Origin of the sequence: Streptomyces achromogenes subsp. achromogenes (assembly GCF_000720835.1) — a bacterium.
Lineage (GTDB): Bacteria > Actinomycetota > Actinomycetes > Streptomycetales > Streptomycetaceae > Streptomyces > Streptomyces achromogenes.
In genome coordinates this window covers 1-19209 of record NZ_JODT01000040.1, presented here as the reverse complement: position 1 = coordinate 19209, position 19209 = coordinate 1, and the positions used below count along the sequence as shown (strand labels likewise).

Genomic DNA, 19209 nt, shown 5'->3' with positions numbered 1-19209 from the left:
CTCTTCTCAGGCCCCCTGTCGCGCCCATGTGGTGGCGCTGTGCTGCGGCTGTGAGTGGGGACGCGGGGGTGCTGCCGGGGCCGGGGCGGTGGGGTGCGCTTCCCGTACGGGGCCGGCGGCGGGCAGGGCGGGCAGGGCGGGCAGGTGCAGCGTGAACACCGTGCGGCCGGGCGCGCTGTCCACGGTCACGGCGCCCCCGTGCGCGGCGGCCACGGCCTGCACGATGGCGAGCCCGAGGCCCGTGGACCCGGTGGCCCGGGAGCGCGCGGAGTCACCCCGGGCGAACCGCTCGAAGACGTGCGGCAGCAGCCGGGCCGGGATGCCCGGCCCGTCGTCCTCCACGTCCACGCACATCCACGGCCCGTGCCGGCGCACCCGCGCGGTGACGGTCGTACCGGGCGGGGTGTGCTTGCGGGCGTTGCCCAGCAGGTTGACCAGCACCTGCTGGATGCGCACCGGGTCCGCCGAGACCAGGGCCGGCGCGTCGGGCAGGTCGAGCCGCCAGGTGTGGTCCGGGCCCGCCGCGCGGGAGTCGCTGACGGTGTCGACGACCAGCGGGACCAGATCGGTGTGCTCCCACTGGAGCGGCCGGCCCGCGTCGAGCCGGGCGAGCAGCAGCAGGTCCTCCACGAGCAGGCTCATCCGCCCGGCCTCGGACTCGATCCGCCCGAGGGCGTGCCGGGTGTCGGGGCCGATCTCCTCGTGTCCGCGTCGGGTGAGTTCGGCGTAGCCGCGGATGGAGGCGAGCGGGGTGCGCAGCTCGTGGCTGGCGTCGGCCACGAACTGGCGTACCCGTGTCTCGCTCTGCTGGCGGGCGTGCAGGGCGCCGTGGACGTGATCCAGCATCCGGTTGAGCGCGGCGCCGACCCGGCCGACCTCCGTGTGCGGGTCGCACTCCGCCACCGGGACCCGCTCGCTGAGGTTCACCTCGCCGGTGTGCAGTGGCAGTTCGGAGACGCGGGTGGCGGTGGCGGCGACCCTGCGCAGGGGGCGGGTGGCGACACCGACGAGCACGTAGCCGGCGATGGCGGCGGCGACGAGTCCGGCGGCGGTGACGCAGACTTCGACCAGGATGAGGGTGTTGATGTTGCTGTCGGTCTCCCGGGTGGGGATGCCGACGTAGTAGCCACTCCGGTACTGGACCCGGTACGTGCCGAGCCCCGGCAGCCGCGCGGTGTGCGCCCTGCCGTCCCGGGCCACCTCCCCGAGCGCGCTCTTCTGGGCGTCGGTGAGGTCCTTGGCGCTCATGGCGAACGTGGACGCGGACTTCTCGCCGACCTTGCCGTAGCCGACGGCGCCGCCGTTGACGACGGCCGCGACCGTGCCGCTGGGCTGGGGACCGTGCCTGACGAACTCGCCGAGGTCGGCCGGCGTGCGGCGCGGCTGGCGGGCTCCCTGGCCGGGCAGGCCGATGCCCGTGTCCGGGCCGGGCGGCGCGAAGGCGCCCGACGCGCGCGCCGTGGCCTCTCGCAGCTGCTCGTCCAGTTGGCCGTACAGATGCGAGCGCAGCGCCAGCGTGGTCACCGTGCCGATCACCGCGCACACCACCGCGATCAGCGTCACGGACGCGACGACGAGCCGGGTCCGCAGGGTGCGCGGCTGACCCGTCCGGCGCCGTCGCGGACCGGGCCGCCGCCGTCCGCTCACGACGCGGCGGGCTTGATCAGATAACCGGCCCCCCGCCGCGTGTGGATCATCGGCTCGCGCCCGGCGTCGATCTTCCGCCGCAGGTAGGAGATGTACAGCTCCACGACATTGGCCTGGCCGCCGAAGTCGTACGACCACACGCGGTCCAGGATCTGCGCCTTGCTGAGCACCCGCCGGGGGTTGCGCATGAGGAAGCGCAGCAGTTCGAACTCGGTGGCGGTGAGGTGGATGGACTCACCGCCCCGGAAGACCTCGTGGCTGTCCTCGTCCAGGGTCAGGTCGCCCACGACGAGCACGGAGTCGGAGCGCCGGTCGGTGGCGCCCGACCGGCGGATCAGCCCGCGCAGCCGGGCGACGACCTCCTCCAGGCTGAACGGCTTGGTGACGTAGTCGTCGCCGCCGGCGGTGAGCCCGGCGATACGGTCCTCCACCGCGTCCTTGGCGGTGAGGAACAGCACGGGCACGTCCGGCAGTTCGCGCCGCAGCCGCCCGAGCACGGACAGGCCGTCCATGTCCGGCAGCATCATGTCGAGCACGACGGCGTCGGGCCGGAACTCGCGGGCCGCCTGGACGGCCCCCTGTCCGTCGCCCGCGCTCCTGATCTGCCAGCCCTCGTAGCGCAGGGCCATGCTCAGCAGTTCGGTGATCGACAGCTCGTCGTCCACCACAAGCACGCGGACGGGGCTCCCGTCCGGCCTCAGCAGTTCGGTGCGCCCCTGGGGCGAGGTCGTGGTCATGCCGGTCACCCTGTCGGGGCGCTCTGAGAAGACGCTTTCCGGATTCTGTGTTTTCTCTGAGAAACGCCTGGGGCGGCCCGGGAGCCGGATACCGGCGGTGCCCCGCCGGTCAGAACAGCCCGTCCGGCTCCCTGCCGAACTCCCGGACGGGGAAAGCGCATCCGTCCACCGCCCCTTCGGCCGGCACCAGCTCCCACCCCGTCATCAGCCGGGTGTCGAGGACGACGGCTCCGCGCCCGCCGACGGCCAGATGGAGATCGGGTCCGGCGGCCGCGACCAGCTCCCCGCGCACGCTCCCGCCCGGCACGAGTTCCAGCACCTCGCCGTACGCCTCCGGGACCCCCGCGAGCCCGAACACCCCCACGTGGTCCACGACCTGGCAGGGCTCGGCGCGCAGCGACTCCGGCCACCCGGCGAGCGCGACGGCCCGCGCGTGCAGCTCCCGCACCTCGGCGACACGCTCCGCTTCGGTGCCCGGCAGTGCCGACCGGACCGCCCGCTTCTCGGTGTACGGAACCCGGTCCGGCACGCGCAGCGCGGCCCGCAGCAGCTCCTCGGCGCGCCGGGCGGCCATCAGCGGACCGGTGCCGAGCCAGCTGAAACAGACGGCGCCCTGTTCGAGCAGCCGGGCCGGTCCGCGCTCCACGGCGGTGATGCCGGCCTTCACCAGGCCCGGCCCGAACCAGGCCAGGTAGACCCGGTACGGCCGGGGGTCGTCGGCGACCGTGTCGGCGGCCACCGAGTGCGCCCGCGCCAGCCGCGCGCACTCCTCGCACCGGCCGCCCGTACTCCGTCCCGGTACGACGGCCCGCACCGGACACTCGTTCCCCCGCGCCCCGGCACACGCCCGCACACCCCCCTCCGGCACGGCAAAGGCGATCCGCCTCCCCCGGGCCAGCGCGCTACGCCGCCCACCACCCCACACCAACACCGGCCCATCCACCGACCAGCGAAGCCCCGAACATCTCCAGACCTGTGCCATCACCGGGGAGGGTACGGGGTGGGTCCGACACACCCCGGGCCGAATCAGCCGAGATAGGGCCGATCCCGGCCTTCCAGGAAGTGACGGATCCGCAGCCGCTGCGTGTGGTGCATCGGCAGCTGATCGATCTCCTCCGGCTGGACGAACCGCACCTCCGTCGACTCGTCCGAGATCGCGAGCCGGCCGCCGACCACACGGGCGGTGAAGCAGACATTGAACTGCCTGCGCACCTCACCGTCCGAGTAGGCGATGACGTGACGAGGGTCGGTGTACGTGCCCACGAGCCCGGTGATCTCCACGTCCAGGCCGGTCTCCTCCTTCACCTCGCGGACGGCTGTTCCCGGGAGTGAGTCGGTCATCTCCATACCGCCGCCTGGCAGCGCCCAGAGATCGTTGTCCCGTCGGCGCTGGAGGAGAATGCGTCCCTCGTCGTCGGTCACCACGGCGGACGCGGCGACCACCAAGCTGTTCGGATCCGGTGCCGCCGAATCGTCGTAGTACTCGGTCCGCGCCATGGTCACCCTTCTCCGTTCACCGGCGTAGATGCGACGCGGGCGTCTCGGCCAGTGGGCCACACCTCAGCGGTGCCGGCTGACGGGGTTGCTGTACTCCGCCGCTGTACGCCCCTGAAACGCAAGAGGCCCCGGATTTCTCCGGGGCCTCTCACCTGTGTGCACTCGGCAGGATTCGAACCTGCAACCTTCTGATCCGTAGTCAGATGCTCTATCCGTTAAGCTACGAGTGCTTGTTTTCTTATTTTCTGCCTTCGCTCCCGGTCCTTTCGGCCCGCTCGCGGCGACAGGAAGAACATTACATGACTGCCGCCGTCATGTGAAATCCGGTCCCCGTACCCCCTCTGACCTGCGGAAACGTCCGCAGACTCAGGGTGGGGGGAGTGAACCGGGGGAACGACGAAGCCCCGGTCCTGGGGACCGGGGCTTCGGTTGGGAGCGGAGGCGGAGGGATTTGAACCCTCGATGGGCTTTAAGGCCCAAACCGCATTAGCAGTGCGGCGCCATAGACCGGACTAGGCGACGCCTCCAGCACAACCGCTCACGCGAGCGCGCGAGTGGTGCGTGCAGATGATGACACAGGCGAGTGCCCTGTCACCAATCGCCCCCCACGGTACTAGGCAGTCGGGCCACAGGGCAAAGGGCTTCCCGAGGGAATGGCCCAGCGTCCCGGACGGCACGGTCCGACCTCCCGGACGGCGCGGCGCAACGTCGCGGCCCGTCCGGCGTTGACAGGGCATGGTCTCCGTCCTGCCGGTCCTTCCGGTCCCACCCGTCCCGTCCATCCCGTCGGTCATCGCGCGGTGCCGCCACCGTGTCCTGGCGTCCCTCGCCGTCGCCGCCTGCCTCCTCCCCCTCGCCGCCGTACCCGCCGCCGCGGCCGGGGCCATGCCGCCGCCGGTCCGGCCCGAGGACCGCCCGTCCGGGGCCATGCCGCCCCCCGTCCGGCCCGAGGACCAGGGTGATCACCTCACCGTCGTGATCCGGCACGCCGGTGTCGGGCGGGACGGGAGGTACGACGTGCGCTGCCACCCCGAGTCCGGCCGGCACCCGGATGTCGCCGGGGCCTGCCGGGTGCTCGACGAGAACACGCGGTGGGGGCGGGATCCCTTCGCGCCGGTCGCCCCCGGCACCGTCTGCGCCATGGTCCACGGCGGTCCGGCCACCGCCCGGATCACCGGCACCTGGGCCGGACGCCCGGTCGACGCCACGTACGACCGCGGGGACGGGTGCCGGATCGCCCGGTGGGACCACATGGTGCCCCTGCTGCCGCGCATCGGCGGCTCCTCTTGGGCCGGGCCGCAGAACGGCAGCCCCGCCCCCGTCGACCCAAGGACTGGCGGCCCCGCCCGCACCGACCCACAGACCGGCAACCCGGCCCAGGCCGGCCCACGTACCGGCACCCCTCTCCAGGCCACCCCACGAACCCGCACCCCCGTCTGAGCCGAGCCCTGGACCGGTGGCTCCCGTCGGGCCGACCCGACCGCCGGCGGCGGGCGTGACGTGTGGGTTCGGCGGGCGCGCCGGTTCCGTAAAGGAGCCGGGAAGGTCTCGCGCAGCCGGGGTATCGGTCATGCGTTCGCCGTCACTTCCTCGTGGGACCTCCCCGCCATCCGGCGCCGCGAGGACGACCCGTGCCCTTAGACTCCCTCGCGTGACACGTCGCGGGCCCCTTGGCAAGATGGCCCGAGCGGTCGGCAAGGTGCGGTAACAGGGAGGAAGGCGTCTCGTGAGCAGCAGGCCATCCCGAGGCGCTGCTCGCCTCGCAGCCATACTCGACGCGCTGCCGGACGCGTTGGTCCTGGTCAACGCCAACGGAACCGTCGTCAACGCCAACACCATCGCGCTGGAGGCCTTCGAGACGCCGGGCACGGCTCTCGTCGGCCGTGGGCTGCTCGACCTGCTGCCGCAGTTCGACTCGCGGCTCATCCCCGGCTCGATGCGGCGGCCCGACCACATGGCCCCGCAGGGGCGGACCAAGCCCACCCGGATGGTCGCGCGGCGCACCGACGGAACCGAGTTCCCGGTCGAGGTGACCAGCGCGAACCTGGAGAACGGGCAGCAGGCGTACGACGGTTACGGCTACACCGGCGACGAGCTGCTGATGATCGTGGTCCGGGATCTGTCCGGGACCGTCGACACCGAGGCGGAGCTGGCCCGCTCGCAGCGGCAGACCGAGATGATCCTGCGGGCGGCCGCGGAAGGTGTCGTGGGCACCGACACCGACGGGCGGATCGTGCTGGTCAACCCGGCCGCCGCCCAGATACTGGGGTACCGGGCCGGTGAGCTGGGCGGCAAGGAGCTGCACACCCTCGTGCTGCACTCGCGCGCCGACGGCTCGCCCTTCCCGTACGACGAGTCGCCGCTCGCCGACACCCTGCGCTCCGGCCGCAAGCACCGGGTGCGCGGCCAGGTGCTGTGGTCCAAGGGCGACCAGAAGGTGCCGGTCGACCTGACCACCGCGCCGGTGCGGGACGGCGACCAGCTCGTCGGCGCCGTGATGACCTTCACCGACCGCCGGCCGTACGACGCGGTGGTGGAGGAGAAGGCCGCGCTGGAGAAGGCGCACGCCGACGAGCTGGAGCGGCTCTCCGAGGAACACGCCTCCGACCTGACCGCGCTGCGCCAGCAGCACGTCGCCGAGATCGAGGAACTGCGCCGGCAGCACGACGCCGAGGTCGAGGAGCAGCGCGAGAAGCACGCGGAGGAGCTGGCGGCCGGCGAGGAGCGGTACGCGGCGCTGGCCGAGCGGGAGAAGGACCGGTACGAGGCCCTCTCCGGGCGGCACGAGCAGTTGCTGACCCTGCTCGGGCAGTCGCTGCGCGGGCCGCTGGACGAGCTGCGGCGCGAGCTGTCCGCGCTGGCGGCCGACGACGCCGGCCAGCTGTGGCCCGAGGCCAACCAGGTGCTGCACCACCTGTCCGCCGGGTACTCCCGGATCACCACCCTCATCGACAACGTCCTCGGCTACCAGCGGCTGGACACGGGCACCGAGGACATCACCCGTACGAAGGTGATGCTGGACGCCGTCGTCGCCGCCGGTGTGGACGGGGCCGTCGAACTGATCGGGCCGGGGCGGGTGCAGTTCGCCGTGCACGCGCCGCCCATCGAGGCCGAGGTCGACCCGCAGCGGCTCGCCGTGGCGCTCGCGCACCTCGTCGCGGACGTCGCCGGGGTCGACGCCACCGGCAACACGCCCGTGTCGGCCGGCGGTTACCTGGACAACACCGTCGTGGTCGCCGCCGCCCAGCGGGGCGAGGTCGCGCGGATCGAGGTACGCGGGCCGTACGCCGGGGGAGACCCGGTGCACGAGCCGATCGTGCGCGGGATCGTGCGCGCCCATGGAGGCGTGCTCCAGACGCACGAGGTGCCGGGCATGAGCGGCAGCGCGTACGTCCTCGAAGTGCCCCTCGGAGGCGGAGCGGGCGCGATCGCCCCGCAGGCCCTGGACGCCGCCGGCGCGCGCATCGCGGGCGCCGTGGCCGGTGCCGTGCCCGGCGGACCGCTGCCGGATGCCGTGGCCGGCGGGCCGCTGCCGGACGCTGTCGCCGGTGCGCCGCTGCCGGACGCCGTGGCCGCCGCGCCGCTGCCGGACGCCGGTGAGGCCGCCGGGGACGACGCCGGCGCGGCCGAGCAGGGCGGCGGGGGTGGCCGGCGGCGGGCCCGCCGGTCCTCCACCGACGCCTTCCTGGAAAGTGACCTGGCCGGTGCCGGTGACACCGGTGAGATCGAGGCACCGGCCCCGACCGGACGGCGCCGGCGGCGGGCCGCCGCGCCCGCCGGGGAGACCGGCGCGGTTGCGGCCGAGGGCGCGGAGAGCGCGTCCGGCGGGACCGGACGGCGCCGCGCCCGGCCGGCCGACGGTGTGGACGCGGGTACCGGTGAGGGCGCCGGCGTGGCCGAAGGAGCCGTCGTGACCTCGGCCGAGCAGAGCGCGGGGGCCGCCGCCTCGGGTACGGGGCTGGGCGGCACCGTACCGCCGCAGGGTGTGCCCGTGGGCACGGGCCGGCCCGCCCGCCACGAGGTGGACGCCGCGCCGCAGGCCGCCCTGCCGCCCGCCCTTCCGGCGGCCGAAGCCGGGTCCGCGGCCGGTGCCGAAGCGGCGCCGGGCGGGCGGCGCCGGCGCGCGCTGGCCGCCGCAGCGGAGCGTGCCGCGGCGCAGGAGGCGAGCGGTCCGCGCACGGTCTTCGCCCTGCCTCCGGCCGACGCCGACCGGTCCCCCGCGACAGACGGAACCCATGAGGCCGACGGGACCCATGGGGCTGAGGGGACGCAGGAGACTCCGGCCCCGATGAGTGATACGGCTCCGGTCCCGGGCGCGGGCGTGGTCCCGAGCGACGGTACGGTCCCGGGCGCGGGTACGGTCCCGGGCGCGGGTACGGCCGTACCGGTGGCTCCCGGTGCCGGTGTGCCCACGGCGCCGGACGCCGGTGTGGCCGGTACGCCCGTCGCTCCGGGGGCCGGGATCGCCGAGGGCGGTCGGCCGCGCGTTCCCGGTGCCGGGCCGCTGCCCGGTCAGGTGCAGTTGCCCGCCCAGATGCCGGTGTCCGTCGAGGGGCTGCCGGGTGTCGACGGGCGTCACGACGCCGTACCGCTCGACCAGGCCGAGGACCACACCCCGCCGCAGCCTCACCCGACCAGCGCACCGACCGGCCGCCGGCGCCGGGCCGTGGCGCAGCCCGCCGAGGCCGCCCAGGCGGTGGCGCCGGGGACCGTACCCGGCCAGGCCCGGCCCCTGCCGGTGCCGGACGCTGACGGCCAGGTGCCGCAGGGGACCGCCGCCGTACCGCCGGTTCCCGGTCCGCACGTCCCCGCGCCCGGCGTTCCGGCGCAGGGCACGGCCGCGCAGGGCACGATCGGGCAGGGCATCCCCCTCCAGGGCGGTCCCCTCCAGAGCGGTCCCGTGGCTCCCGGCGCCCGGCCCGGCGCCGCCCCCGTACCCGCCCAGGGCACGCCGGGACAGCCCCCGTCCGCGCCGGCGGCGCCCGCCCCGGCGGCCCCGGCCCCGGCCACGCCGCCCCAGGGCACCCCCGCCCACGGCATGCCCGCCCAGAACACTCCCGCCCAGGGCACTCCCGTCGAGGGTGCCGCCGGGCAGCCCACCCCCGCGCGGGCCCCGCAGGCTCCGGCCGCCGCGCAGCCGGGCACCCCGCCCGCCGGTACCCCGGTGGCGGGTCCGGGCCCGCTGCCGTTGCCCGCCGAGGCCGCGCCCGGTCAGGCGCCGGGGGCCCGGCCCGTGCCCGCGCCGCCCGTCGGCGGCCCCGCGGCCGGCGTCCCGCCGCAGTGGCCGGGTGCCGGCGACACCGCCGGCGCGGGAACCCCGCTCCCGGCTCCCACACCGGCGCACGGCACCCCGGCCCCCACCACACCTGCCGCTCCCGCCGCCCCCCACGCCGGTCAACCGCCGCGTGCCGCGCAGCCGTTGCCCGCCGAGGCCGCGGGCGGCACACCGGTCGACCCGGACTCGACGCAGGGCCGGGCGATCTCCGTGCGAACGCTCGGACAGGGCGTGCCGTTCGCCCGGCAGGCCGCGCAGGTGCAGCAGCCGACGGCGACCCCGCCGCCGCACGCGCCCGGCGGTTCCGGCCGCCGGCGCAAGCTGGGCACGCCCCCGGACCCGGCCGCCCGCCAGGACGCCCGGCCGCACCCGGCGGCCGAGCCGGTGCCCGGGCACCCGGCACCCGTCGGCCGGCCCCAGGCGCCGCAGCCCTCGCCGGCCGGTCAGCCGCCCATGCCGGGACGGCCGGCCCCCGGTACCGAGGGTGCCGGGCGGTCGTACGCCATCGGCGCCCCGGAGCCCGACGCCGCCGAGGGACCGGAGCCGCTGGACGGTCCGGGCGGGGCCGTGGAGGTGGCGGACACCCCGCGCCCGCAGCCGCTGGACGACGAGCTGCCCCCGGAGCCGCTGGACAACCCGCGCCGGCTGCTGGTGTGGCCCGCGCCGGACGTGACGACCCAGCAGGCGCTCAGCGACCGCGGCTACCGGCCGGTCATCGTGCACTCGCGCGAGGAGGTCGACGCGCAGATCGCGGCCTTCCCCGCCGCGCTCTTCGTGGACCCGCTGACCGGGCCCATCACCCGGACGGCCCTGCAGTCGCTGCGTCAGGCCGCCGTGGCGGCCGAGGTGCCGGTGCTGGTCACGGCCGGGCTCGGCCAGGCGTCGCGCGAGGCGGCGTACGGCGCCGATCCCGCCGTACTGCTGAAGGCGCTGGCGCCCCGGGACAGCGAGCAGCATCCGCCGCGGGTGCTGCTCATCGAGGAGCACGCGGAGATCGCACTGGCGCTGACCACGACGCTGGAGCGGCGCGGGATGCAGGTGGCGCGGGCCGCGAGCGACAACGACGCGGTGACGCTGGCGGGGCAGTTCCGGCCGAACCTGGTGGTGATGGACCTGATGCAGGTGCACCGCCGCCGCGCCGGGATCGTGGACTGGCTGCGGGCGAACGGGCAGCTCAACCGCACCCCGCTGGTCGTCTACACCGCCGCCGTCGACCAGGCCGACCGGCCCCGGCTGGCCTCCGGCGAGACCGTGCTGTTCCTCGCCGAGCGGTCCACCAGCACCGAGGTGCAGAGCAGGATCGTCGACCTGCTGGCCCGGATCGGCACCAACTAGGCTCCCCGCCTGCCGGACACGGCAACGGACTAGCGCGCGACCAGCCTGCGGGCCGCCTCCTTCACGGAGGTCCGCAGGCGGTCCTGGTCGCCGTCCCCCGGGCCCGCGAGGATGCGCCGCATCTGCGGGACCGCGGAGACCCAGTTCGTCAGGGAGATCAGCAGGATCAGCAGGTCGCCGGCCGGGATGGTGTCCGTGATGACACCCCGTTCCTGGGCGTCCCGGATCTGGGTGACCTTGCGGGCGTAGTGGTCCTGGCGGGCCTCCTCGTCGGGCAGTTCGGCGGTGCCGTACTCGATGCCCTCCCAGAAGAGCAGGCGCAGCAGCTCGGGGTGGGTGGCGTGGTAGTCGAGGAGGCGGTCCACCCAGCCGTCGACGTCGTCGGGGTCGACGGGCACGGCCGAGGCCAGGTCGACCATGCACCGGCCGAGGACCTGCGTGAACAGCTCCGCCTTGTTGCCGAAGTAGGCGTAGATCAGCTGCTTGTTGGCCTTGGCCGCGGCGGCGATGCGGTCGATGCGGGCGCCCGCGATGCCGTGCCGGGAGAACTCGGCGACCGCCGCCTCGAAGATCCGGGCCTTGGTGGCCTCGGGGTCCCTCACTGTTGCCATGGGGACAGGGTAGGCGCCCGGGAGTCGGTAACCAACTATTTGGTTGACGGGAATGCGGACGCTGACGCACGCTGTTGACGTCTGTCAACCAACCAGTTAGTTGTGTGAGCCGGCTCTAAGGAGAAGCTCCCCCCATGCCGTCAGCCACCACCACCCACCAGGCATCGCCCGTCCGGGAACCCATCCGTGAGCGACCGGCCTCCGGCTCCCTCTTCCTCCTGCTCATCGCCGTCTGCACCGCCGTCACGGCCGCCAACATCTACCTCGCGGCCCCGCTGCTCCCGCTGATCTCCCACGACTTCGGCACCACCCCGTCGGCCGTCGCCTGGATCGCCTCCGTGGCGCAGCTCGGTTACGCCGCCGGCCTGCTCTTCTTCGCGCCGCTCGGCGACCGCGTCAACCGCCGCCCGCTCGTCGCCTGGCTCTCCGTCGCCACCACGGTCGCGCTGCTCGCCGCGGCCGTGGCACCGGGCACCGCGGCCCTGGCCGCCGCCGTCTTCGTCGCCGCCGCGGCGACCGTCATCCCGCAGCTGCTGGTCCCGCTGGTGGCCGCCCGCGCCCCGGCCGACCGGCGTGCCCGGCACGTCGCCGCCGTCATCGCCGGGCTGTTCACCGGCATCGTCGCGGCCCGGGTGCTCGGCGGCCTCGCCGGGCAGGGCCTCGGCTGGCGCTGGGTGTTCGCCGGGTCCGCCGTCCTCACCCTGGCCCTGGGGCTGGCCACCGCGCTGGCCCTGCCGTCCGACCGGCCGGCGCGGCAGGGCGGGCTGTTCTCCGGGATAGCCGAGCTGCCGGGGCTGCTGCGCCGCTCCCCCGAGCTGCGCCGGGCGTGCCTCCGGCAGGCGGGGATGTTCGGCGCCTGGAGCGCCCTGTGGACCTCGCTGTCCCTGCTGCTGACCGGGCCGGCGTACGGCCTGTCCACCGCGACCGCCGGGCTCTTCGGCCTCTTCGGGCTGACCGCGAGCGCGGTGGCGCCGCTGGCGGGCGGCCTGGTGGACCGGTTCGGTGCCGCGCGGGTCGTCGGCACCGCGTTCGCGCTGGCCGCCGTCGCCGTACCGCTGTTCTGGCTCGGCGGGCACGTGCTGCCGGCGCTGTTCGCCGCCGCGATCGCGATCCACGCGGCCCTGGTCGCCTCGCACGTGGCCAACCAGACCGTGGCCCTGACCACGACCACCACACCGGCCACCGCCAACACGGCCTACGTCGTCTCGGGCTTCGCCGGCGGCGCCCTCGCCTCGGCCGCCGCGGGGCCCGCCTTCGGACACTGGGGCTGGGCCGGGGTGTGCGCGGTGGCGGGCGTGTGGCTGGCGCTGGGCTGGGCGACGACGCTGCGGACCGGCCGGCGCTGACGCCGAGACGCCGACACCGCAGGCCGGGGCCGGAACCCACCACGTGTGGGCTCCGGCCCCGGCCTCGTTCAGCGACAGGAGAGGGCCGGGCACGTACCCGCGACCGTCACGGCCGGGGCGTCCGTACCGCCGTCACAGGCGGGTGACCTCCAGTTCCCCCTCCGCGTACCGCCGGCGCAGCACCTTCTTGTCGAACTTGCCCACGCTCGTCTTCGGGACCGACTCGACGGTGGTCCAGCGCTCGGGCAGCTGCCAGCGGGCGATCCGGACCTCCTCGGCGAGGAAGGTGCGCAGGGCCAGGAAGTCGGCGCTCGCGCCGGGCCGCAGGACGACCGTGGCCAGCGGGCGCTCGCCCCACTTGTCGTCGGGTACGGCGACCACGGCGGCCTCGGCCACGTCCGGGTGGGACATCAGCGCGTTCTCCAGCTCGACCGAGGAGATCCACTCACCGCCGGACTTGATGACGTCCTTGGCCCGGTCGGTGAGGGTGAGATAGCCGTCGGGGGAGACGGTGCCGACGTCCCCGGTCTTCAGCCAGCCGTCCGCGCTGAACTTGTCGCCGGGGCGCAGGGGTTCGGCGTCGGGGCCGTTGTAGTAGGCGCCCGCGATCCAGGGGCCGCGCACCTCCAGCTCGCCGGCCGACTCGCCGTCCCAGGGCAGGCGCGCGCCGTCGGGACCGGTGAGGCGGGCCTCGACGCCCGCCGGGAAGCGGCCCTGGGTGACGCGGTAGCGGAACTCCTCGTCGGTGCCGGCCGCGTGAGCCGGCGGGCGGGCCACCGTGCCCAGCGGGGAGGTCTCCGTCATGCCCCAGGCGTGGCAGACCCGCATGCCCAGCTTGTCGAAGGCCGTCATCAGGGACGGCGGGCAGGCCGCGCCACCGATGGTGACCTGGGCGAGGGAGGAGACGTCCCGTGGCCGCGCGGTGAGCTCGCCGAGCAGGCCCTGCCAGATGGTCGGGACGGCCGCCGCGTGGGTGGGCCGTTCGGACTCGATCATCTCGGCGAGCGGGGCCGGCTGGAGGAAGCGGTCCGGCATCAGCAGGTTCACGCCGGTCATGAAGGTGGCGTGCGGCAGCCCCCACGCGTTCACATGGAACTGCGGCACCACCACCAGGGAGGTGTCCTGGTCGGTCAGGCCCATCGACTGGGCCATGTTGACCTGCATGGAGTGCAGGTAGACCGAACGGTGGCTGTAGACCACGCCCTTGGGCTCGCCGGTCGTACCGGAGGTGTAGCACATGGCGGCGGCCTGGCGTTCGTCCAGCTCGGGCCAGTCGTAGTGGTCGGGCCGGCCGGCGATCAGCTCCTCGTACTCGTGCACCCGGGCGGCGGCACCGGCCAGCGGGGCGCGGTCGCCGGGACCGGAGACGACGATGTGCTCGACCGTCGGCAGCTGCGGGAGCAGCGGCGCGAGCAGCGGGACCAGCGAGCCGTTGACGATGACGACCTTGTCGGCCGCGTGGTTGACGATCCACACCAACTGCTCGGCGGGCAGTCGCAGATTGAGGGTGTGCAGCACCGCGCCCATGGACGGCACGGCGAAGTACGCCTCGACGTGCTCCGAGTTGTTCCACATGAGCGTGCCGACCCGGTCGTCGCCGGTCACGCCCAGCTCGTCCCGCAGGGCGTGGGCCAGCCGGGCGGCACGGGCCCCGATCTCGGCGAAGGTGCGCCGGTGCGGCTCGGACTCCCCGGTCCAGGTGGTCACCCGCGACGATCCGTGGACCGTGGACCCGTGGGTCAGGATCCTGGAGATCAGCAGCGGTACGTCCTGCATGGTGCTCAGCACGGAGTCCTCCCGGGCGACATTGCCTACGCGGTGGTAGAGGTTGCGCTGATTCTGCGCACATACCACGCGGTATGTCACTAGGGGGTGCGTCACGCTCCGGTCACCGAGGGCGGAGTTCTCCGGCGGGCCGGTGGTCACCACGGGCGCGGCGGTCTAGCGGGCCGGGGTCAGCTCCGGGTCCTCGCGCAGCTTGCCCAGCGCCCGGGAGACCGCCGACTTCACCGTGCCCACCGACACCCCGAGCAGCTCGGCGGTCTGGGCCTCGCTCAGGTCCTCGTAGTACCTGAGGACGACCATCGCCCGCTGGCGCGCCGGCAGCCTCAGCACCGCCCGCCACATCGCGTCGCGCAGCGCCTGCCGCTCGGCCGGGTCCTCGCCCTGGGGCAGCGGCTCGGGCTCGGGCAGCTCCTCGCAGGCGAACTCGTCCACCCGGCGCTTGCGCCACTGGGAGGTACGGGTGTTCACGAGCGCCCGGCGCACATAGCCGTCCAGCGCCCGGTGGTCCTCGATCCGCTCCCAGGCGACATAGGTCTTGGCCAGCGCGGTCTGCAGCAGGTCCTCGGCGTCGTTCGGGTTCGCGGTCAGCGAGCGCGCGGTGCGCAGCAGGACCGGCTGGCGGGCCCGCACGTACGCCGCGAACGTCGGATAGAGGGGGGTCTGCCGCCTGGGTGCGGCGGCGGCCGAGGCGCTGGTGCAGACGGGTGTGGTCATGGCTCCACGCTAGGAGCGGGGACCCCGCCCGGGTATCGGCCGCAGGTCCTGATGGCGGGTCCCCCTCAGGTTGTAGGGGTAGGGCTGCCTCCACCTCCTGAAGGTGGAGCACGGGTCCGCCCCGTCTGCGGGTACGACCCTGAGGAGCCGCCGAGTACGACCCCGAGGAGCCACCGGAGACGACCCTGGGGAGTGACCGGGTACGGCCCTGAGGACTCACCCGTACGAGGTCAGGACCAGCCCTGATGCCGGGACCCCCGCGGGTGTTCGGCGGCAGCCGCCGCTCGGCCACGGAGTCCCGCCCGCTCCCTGCCGCAGAACCGAACTCCTCCAGCTGCTGTCAAGGTCGCCGGACACGACAACGCGGCGGCACCGAAGCAACCGCCGCGCAGCCGTGTCACGACCCTGAAGCACCTCACCCCACGAGGCCCCTCCCCACGAAGAACCTCGACGGAGCCCCCTAGGAACTCACCCCCACGAACTCACCCACCCCACGAACTCATGCCCCAGACACTCACCCCCACAACGGCGTGAAGTTGACGGACGCGTTGCGGTTGTCACCGACACCGCTGCCGAGCACCCCCGCCGCCCCCGGCGTTCGATCCGTCGGCCGCTAAGGCGCCGTTGTCCGCCGCCGCGACACCGGTGAAGAGGACGGCCGCGAGCGGCAGGGCGGAGACGGCGGCGAGAACGCGGGCGGTACGGATGCTTGCCATGTGTTCCTCCAGAACCAAGCACTGAGCGGCCCGAGGGCCCGAAGTGTGTGAACCGCTGCTCGTGTCGAGGCGGTCGGCCGGCCGCCTTGACGCTCGTGGACGACGTCGCGGAACCAGAGTTGCCCAGCGGATCACCGGCGAACCACGTCGGAAGCCATGATTCGCACTCAAGCGTGATGACAAGTCGATAAACCCCTATCGGCGTCTTTAGCCGTTTCCCGCCCGAGACAGGACCGGTAAGCCCTTCCGCCCCATAAGCGACACAACGGGTGAATCGTTCCGCCACAGATCTCGCCACGCACCCCCCGTCGGCGCGTAACCGACATCCACCCTTCCCTTCATCGAACACTTGTACGACTATGGAGTCATGGCCACCACCGACCGGCAGGCCACGGCACTGGCCCTCGCGCACGCCCTGTCCGCCGCCGAGCGCGGCCTGGCCGTCATCCCCCTGTCCCGGACGAAACTCCCGGCCCTGCGCTCACCGCACCGCGACGAACCGGCCCGGGGCGGACCGCCCTGCCACGGCGCCTGCGGCCGCCCCGGCCACGGCGTGTACGACGCCACCACCGACCCCGGACGCGTCCGCGCCCTGTTCGCCGCCGCACCCTGGGCCACCGGCTACGGCATCGCCTGTGGACTGCCGCCGTACCACCTGATCGGCGTCGACCTGGACACCAAGTCCGGCACGGACTCCGCCGCCGCCCTGCGCGAACTGGCCCTGCGCCACCTGTTCACGATCCCGGAGACGGTCGTCGTACTCACCCCGAGCGGCGGCCGTCACCTGTGGCTGAGCGGCCCGCCGGACACCGTGGTCCCCAACTCGGCCGGCCGGCTCGCCCCCGGCATCGACATCCGGGGCGCCGGCGGCTACCTGGTGGGCCCCGGCTCCCGCACCGAGCACGGCGTCTACACCGTGGCCCCCGGCACCGCCCAGCTGCCTCCGGCCCCCTGCCCGCCGGCCCTGCTCCGCCTCCTGGTCCCGCCGCCCCGGTCCAGCCACCCGGCGCCGACCGCCCCCGGGGACCAGGGTCACGGCCTGGTCCACTTCGTCCTCTGCGCGCACGAGGGCCAGCGCAACACCCGCCTGTTCTGGGCGGCCTGCCGCGCCTACGAGAACGGCCTCGGCCCCGCCCTGGCGGACGCCCTGACCGAGGCGGCCCGGACGACCGGCCTGGCCGAGCGCGAGGCCCGCGCCACGATCGCGTCGGCGGCCCGGATGACCGGGCACCAAGGCCGCTGAGCGACGGCCCCGGGCGGCTGGGCAGGCGCCAGGGCGCGAACCCTTTTACGATCCGAACGTGACGGACATACCGGATGAACTGATCAGGCTGGAACGCACCGCCGAGGAGGAACGCGCCCGCCTGGCGGGCCTGACCGGCGAGGCGTACGACGAGCAGCGGCGCCGCTTCTGCGCGGCCTCGGACGCGGTGCACGAGGCGATCACCTCCCGGGCCGCGGCGACGGGCACCGACCCCCACGAAGTCGAACAGGCGGTACGCCGCGCGGTACGCCAGACCCAGGAGGACCCGGCCGTGGAGTAGCCGCACCGCACCGTGGCCGCATCCGCACCGTGCGGCCGGTTCAGCTCGCCTTCCACAGGACGGGCGCCGCCCTCGTCCGCCCGGACGGCCGCGTCCTCACCATCGGGCACCGGGCCCTGCGCAAGTGGCTGCTGCCCGGCGGGCACATCGAGGCCGAGGACACAAGCCTGCGGGACGCCGCCCTGCGCGAGCTGGCCGAGGAAACGAACCAGAGCACCCGCACTTCGACTTCCGGTTCCTGTTCCGCACCACCGCCGACGCGGTCGAACTGCAAGAGGAAGAGGTCACGAACTACTCGTGGCAGTTCGCCGACATGCTCACGACCGAGCCCCTGCGCTCCCGCGTGATGGCTGCCGCAGGCTTCTGAGCCGACAGCCAGAGGCCGGCCCGCGTTCAGAGAGGAACGCATGCAAAAGGGGCGCCCCTCATCAAGGAGCACCCCTTCTGACCTGCGTATCCACAACTTCTGCGGAGGCGGTGGGATTTGAACCCACGGTGACATCGCTGCCACGACGGTTTTCAAGACCGTTCCCTTAGGCCGCTCGGGCACACCTCCCCGCGCCGGCGGAGACCGACGGCGCGGGTACAGATTACCGGCCCGTCGGCCGCGGCGGGTGGCCCCGTCAGCTGTCGCCCTCGCGTGCGCCCAGCGTCAGGTCCACCGTGTGCTCCTGGCCGCCCCGCTTGTAGGTGATCGTGACCTTGTCGCCGGGCTCGTGGGTCCAGATCTCGCCGATCAGGGTGGGGCCGCTGTCGATCACGTGGTCGTCGAGCTTGGTGATGACGTCGCCGGGCTTCAGGCCGGCCTTGTCCGCCGGGCCGCCGGACTCGACCGCGGCGGCGCCGCCCGTGCCCTGGTCGGTGATCTTCGCGCCGTCGGAGGAGTCCTCCAGGGAGACGGACGCGCCGATCTTGGCGTACACCGGCTTGCCGGTCTTGATCAGCTGCTGGGCGACGTACTTCGCCTGGTTGATCGGGATGGCGAAGCCCAGGCCGATCGATCCGGACTGACCGGAGCCGAAGCCGCCGCTGCCCGTGGACTGGATCGCGGAGTTGATGCCGATGACCGCCCCGGAGGCGTCCAGCAGCGGGCCGCCGGAGTTGCCCGGGTTGATGGACGCGTCGGTCTGCAGGGCGCTCATGTAGGACGCCTTGCTGCTGGAGCTGCCGTCGCTGGAGGCCACCGGACGGTCCTTGGCGCTGATGATGCCCGTCGTCACCGTGTTGGACAGGCCGAAGGGCGCGCCGATGGCGATCGTCTCGTCACCGACGGCCACCTTGTCGGAGTCGCCGAGGGCGAGCGGCCGCAGATCGGAAGGGGCGTTCTTGAGCTTGATGACCGCGACGTCGTAGCCCTGGGCGTGACCGACGACCTCGGCGTCGTACTTCTTCCCGCTCGGGAAGGTGGCCGTGAGCCGGCCGCCGTCCACCGCCTCCGCGACCACGTGGTTGTTGGTGACGATGTGGCCCTGGGTGTCGAAGACGAACCCGGTGCCGGTGCCGCCCTCGCCGTCGCTGCTCTCGGCCTGGATCGTCACCGTGCTGGGCAGCGCCTTGGCGGCCACGTTGGCGATCGTGCCCGGCGCGCGCTTGACCTGCGTGGCGCTGTCGGGGGCGGAGACCGTGGTGGAGCCGCGGTCGTCCCGGTCCTTGGCCAGCGTGTAGCCGAGACCGCCGCCCAGACCGCCCGCGACCAGCGCGGCCACCAGGACCGCCGCCACCAGGCCGCCGCGTCCGGCGCGCGGCTTGGGCGCGGGCTGCTGCCAGGAGGCTCCCCAGCCGGTGCCCGGACCGCCGGCGTCACCGCCGTAGGACGGTCCGCCACCGCCGTAAGCGGCTCCGTCGCCGTAGGAGCCGTAGGAGCTGTGGGAGGGGGTGGCCGGGGGCGGGGGCGGCCAGGACCCGTCGGGGGCCGGACCGGCCGGGGCCGCACCCTGGCCTGCCGGGGTCGCGCCCTGCCCTGCCGGGGCCGCTCCGTGGGCGGTCGGGGGCTGGTCGGACG

Annotated in this window: 15 protein-coding genes and 3 tRNA genes; 6 read left to right on the top strand and 12 right to left on the bottom strand. The window is 74.2% G+C overall.

Annotated features, from left to right (window positions below; genetic code table 11):
• Positions 1-6: 6 nt before the first annotated feature.
• The 6 genes from IH25_RS0131545 to IH25_RS0131520 form a co-directional block, all read right to left on the bottom strand.
• Positions 7-1647 (bottom strand): sensor histidine kinase, encoded by a 1641-nt coding sequence (locus IH25_RS0131545; protein WP_030618484.1) that lies wholly within the window; start codon positions 1645-1647, stop codon positions 7-9.
• Entirely contained in the window at positions 1644-2384 is a 741-nt protein-coding gene (locus tag IH25_RS0131540; protein WP_030618481.1) for a response regulator transcription factor, read from the bottom strand. The genes IH25_RS0131545 and IH25_RS0131540 overlap by 4 nt, the downstream gene beginning before the upstream one ends.
• A 109-nt stretch (positions 2385-2493) precedes the next feature.
• The gene (locus IH25_RS0131535) at positions 2494-3366 is read right to left on the bottom strand and encodes a DUF2797 domain-containing protein (RefSeq protein WP_078844522.1); all 873 of its coding nucleotides are present in this window, start codon (positions 3364-3366) and stop codon (positions 2494-2496) included.
• 44 nt (positions 3367-3410) lie between these two features.
• Entirely contained in the window at positions 3411-3881 is a 471-nt protein-coding gene (locus IH25_RS0131530) for an NUDIX domain-containing protein (RefSeq protein ID WP_030618476.1), read from the bottom strand.
• A 157-nt stretch (positions 3882-4038) separates the two neighbouring features.
• Positions 4039-4111, bottom strand: a tRNA-Arg gene (locus IH25_RS0131525).
• Positions 4112-4317: 206 nt separating this feature from the next.
• Positions 4318-4408 (bottom strand) — tRNA-Ser (locus IH25_RS0131520).
• A 208-nt stretch (positions 4409-4616) separates the two neighbouring features.
• On the opposite strand from IH25_RS0131520, the gene IH25_RS43235 reads away from it, so the two are divergent.
• A complete protein-coding gene (locus tag IH25_RS43235; RefSeq protein ID WP_078844521.1) occupies positions 4617-5321 on the top strand; it encodes an SSI family serine proteinase inhibitor in 705 nt (234 codons plus the stop codon).
• A gap of 286 nt (positions 5322-5607) precedes the next feature.
• Positions 5608-10491 carry a PAS domain-containing protein gene (locus IH25_RS0131510; RefSeq protein WP_078844520.1) on the top strand — a complete coding sequence of 1628 codons (4884 nt, stop codon included), beginning with the start codon at positions 5608-5610 and terminating at the stop codon, positions 10489-10491.
• Positions 10492-10520: 29 nt separating this feature from the next.
• Here the strand turns inward: IH25_RS0131510 and IH25_RS0131505 are convergent, their stop codons facing one another.
• Entirely contained in the window at positions 10521-11102 is a 582-nt protein-coding gene (locus tag IH25_RS0131505) for a TetR family transcriptional regulator (protein WP_030618467.1), read from the bottom strand.
• Positions 11103-11236: 134 nt separating this feature from the next.
• Here IH25_RS0131505 and IH25_RS0131500 point away from each other — a divergent pair, with 134 nt between their 5' ends.
• A complete protein-coding gene (locus IH25_RS0131500) occupies positions 11237-12448 on the top strand; it encodes an MFS transporter (protein ID WP_030618464.1) in 1212 nt (403 codons plus the stop codon).
• 132 nt (positions 12449-12580) lie between these two features.
• Here the strand turns inward: IH25_RS0131500 and IH25_RS0131495 are convergent, their stop codons facing one another.
• From IH25_RS0131495 to IH25_RS41815, 3 genes are all read right to left on the bottom strand, one after another.
• Positions 12581-14236: a long-chain fatty acid--CoA ligase gene (locus IH25_RS0131495; protein ID WP_030618460.1), complete on the bottom strand. Its 1656-nt coding sequence runs from the start codon at positions 14234-14236 to the stop codon at positions 12581-12583.
• A 153-nt stretch (positions 14237-14389) separates the two neighbouring features.
• Complete coding sequence (locus tag IH25_RS0131490) at positions 14390-14947, bottom strand: SigE family RNA polymerase sigma factor (RefSeq protein WP_030618458.1); 558 nt, start codon at positions 14945-14947, stop codon at positions 14390-14392.
• Positions 14948-15504: 557 nt separating this feature from the next.
• Positions 15505-15663 carry a hypothetical protein gene (locus tag IH25_RS41815; RefSeq protein ID WP_167346060.1) on the bottom strand — a complete coding sequence of 53 codons (159 nt, stop codon included), beginning with the start codon at positions 15661-15663 and terminating at the stop codon, positions 15505-15507.
• 367 nt (positions 15664-16030) lie between these two features.
• Here IH25_RS41815 and IH25_RS0131480 point away from each other — a divergent pair, with 367 nt between their 5' ends.
• The 3 genes from IH25_RS0131480 to IH25_RS40105 are packed head-to-tail and all read left to right on the top strand — an operon-like array spanning position 16031 to position 17554.
• A complete protein-coding gene (locus tag IH25_RS0131480) occupies positions 16031-16906 on the top strand; it encodes a bifunctional DNA primase/polymerase (RefSeq protein ID WP_030618456.1) in 876 nt (291 codons plus the stop codon).
• Between the two features lie 58 nt (positions 16907-16964).
• Positions 16965-17207 carry a hypothetical protein gene (locus IH25_RS0131475; RefSeq protein WP_209445399.1) on the top strand — a complete coding sequence of 81 codons (243 nt, stop codon included), beginning with the start codon at positions 16965-16967 and terminating at the stop codon, positions 17205-17207.
• A gap of 29 nt (positions 17208-17236) precedes the next feature.
• The gene (locus IH25_RS40105) at positions 17237-17554 is read left to right on the top strand and encodes an NUDIX domain-containing protein (RefSeq protein ID WP_245172938.1); all 318 of its coding nucleotides are present in this window, start codon (positions 17237-17239) and stop codon (positions 17552-17554) included.
• A gap of 122 nt (positions 17555-17676) precedes the next feature.
• Here the strand turns inward: IH25_RS40105 and IH25_RS0131465 are convergent.
• A tRNA-Ser gene (locus IH25_RS0131465) sits at positions 17677-17763 on the bottom strand.
• A 67-nt stretch (positions 17764-17830) separates the two neighbouring features.
• Positions 17831-19209, bottom strand: a 1379-nt coding sequence (locus IH25_RS0131460) for a S1C family serine protease (RefSeq protein WP_051754287.1), incomplete at its 5' end; no start/stop codon positions are given.

What these genes read in the sequence shown, in the direction of transcription:
- IH25_RS43235 (WP_078844521.1), top strand. Translation starts at nt 4,617, where the DNA reads ATGGTCTCCGTCCTGCCGGTCCTTCCGGTCCCACCCGTCCCGTCCATC.
- IH25_RS0131540 (WP_030618481.1), bottom strand. Translation starts at nt 2,384, where the DNA reads ATGACCACGACCTCGCCCCAGGGGCGCACCGAACTGCTGAGGCCGGAC.
- IH25_RS0131530 (WP_030618476.1), bottom strand. Translation starts at nt 3,881, where the DNA reads ATGGCGCGGACCGAGTACTACGACGATTCGGCGGCACCGGATCCGAAC.
- IH25_RS41815 (WP_167346060.1), bottom strand. Translation starts at nt 15,663, where the DNA reads ATGGCAAGCATCCGTACCGCCCGCGTTCTCGCCGCCGTCTCCGCCCTG.
- IH25_RS0131500 (WP_030618464.1), top strand. Translation starts at nt 11,237, where the DNA reads ATGCCGTCAGCCACCACCACCCACCAGGCATCGCCCGTCCGGGAACCC.
- IH25_RS0131535 (WP_078844522.1), bottom strand. Translation starts at nt 3,366, where the DNA reads ATGGCACAGGTCTGGAGATGTTCGGGGCTTCGCTGGTCGGTGGATGGG.
- IH25_RS0131490 (WP_030618458.1), bottom strand. Translation starts at nt 14,947, where the DNA reads ATGACCACACCCGTCTGCACCAGCGCCTCGGCCGCCGCCGCACCCAGG.
- IH25_RS0131505 (WP_030618467.1), bottom strand. Translation starts at nt 11,102, where the DNA reads ATGGCAACAGTGAGGGACCCCGAGGCCACCAAGGCCCGGATCTTCGAG.
- IH25_RS0131480 (WP_030618456.1), top strand. Translation starts at nt 16,031, where the DNA reads ATGGCCACCACCGACCGGCAGGCCACGGCACTGGCCCTCGCGCACGCC.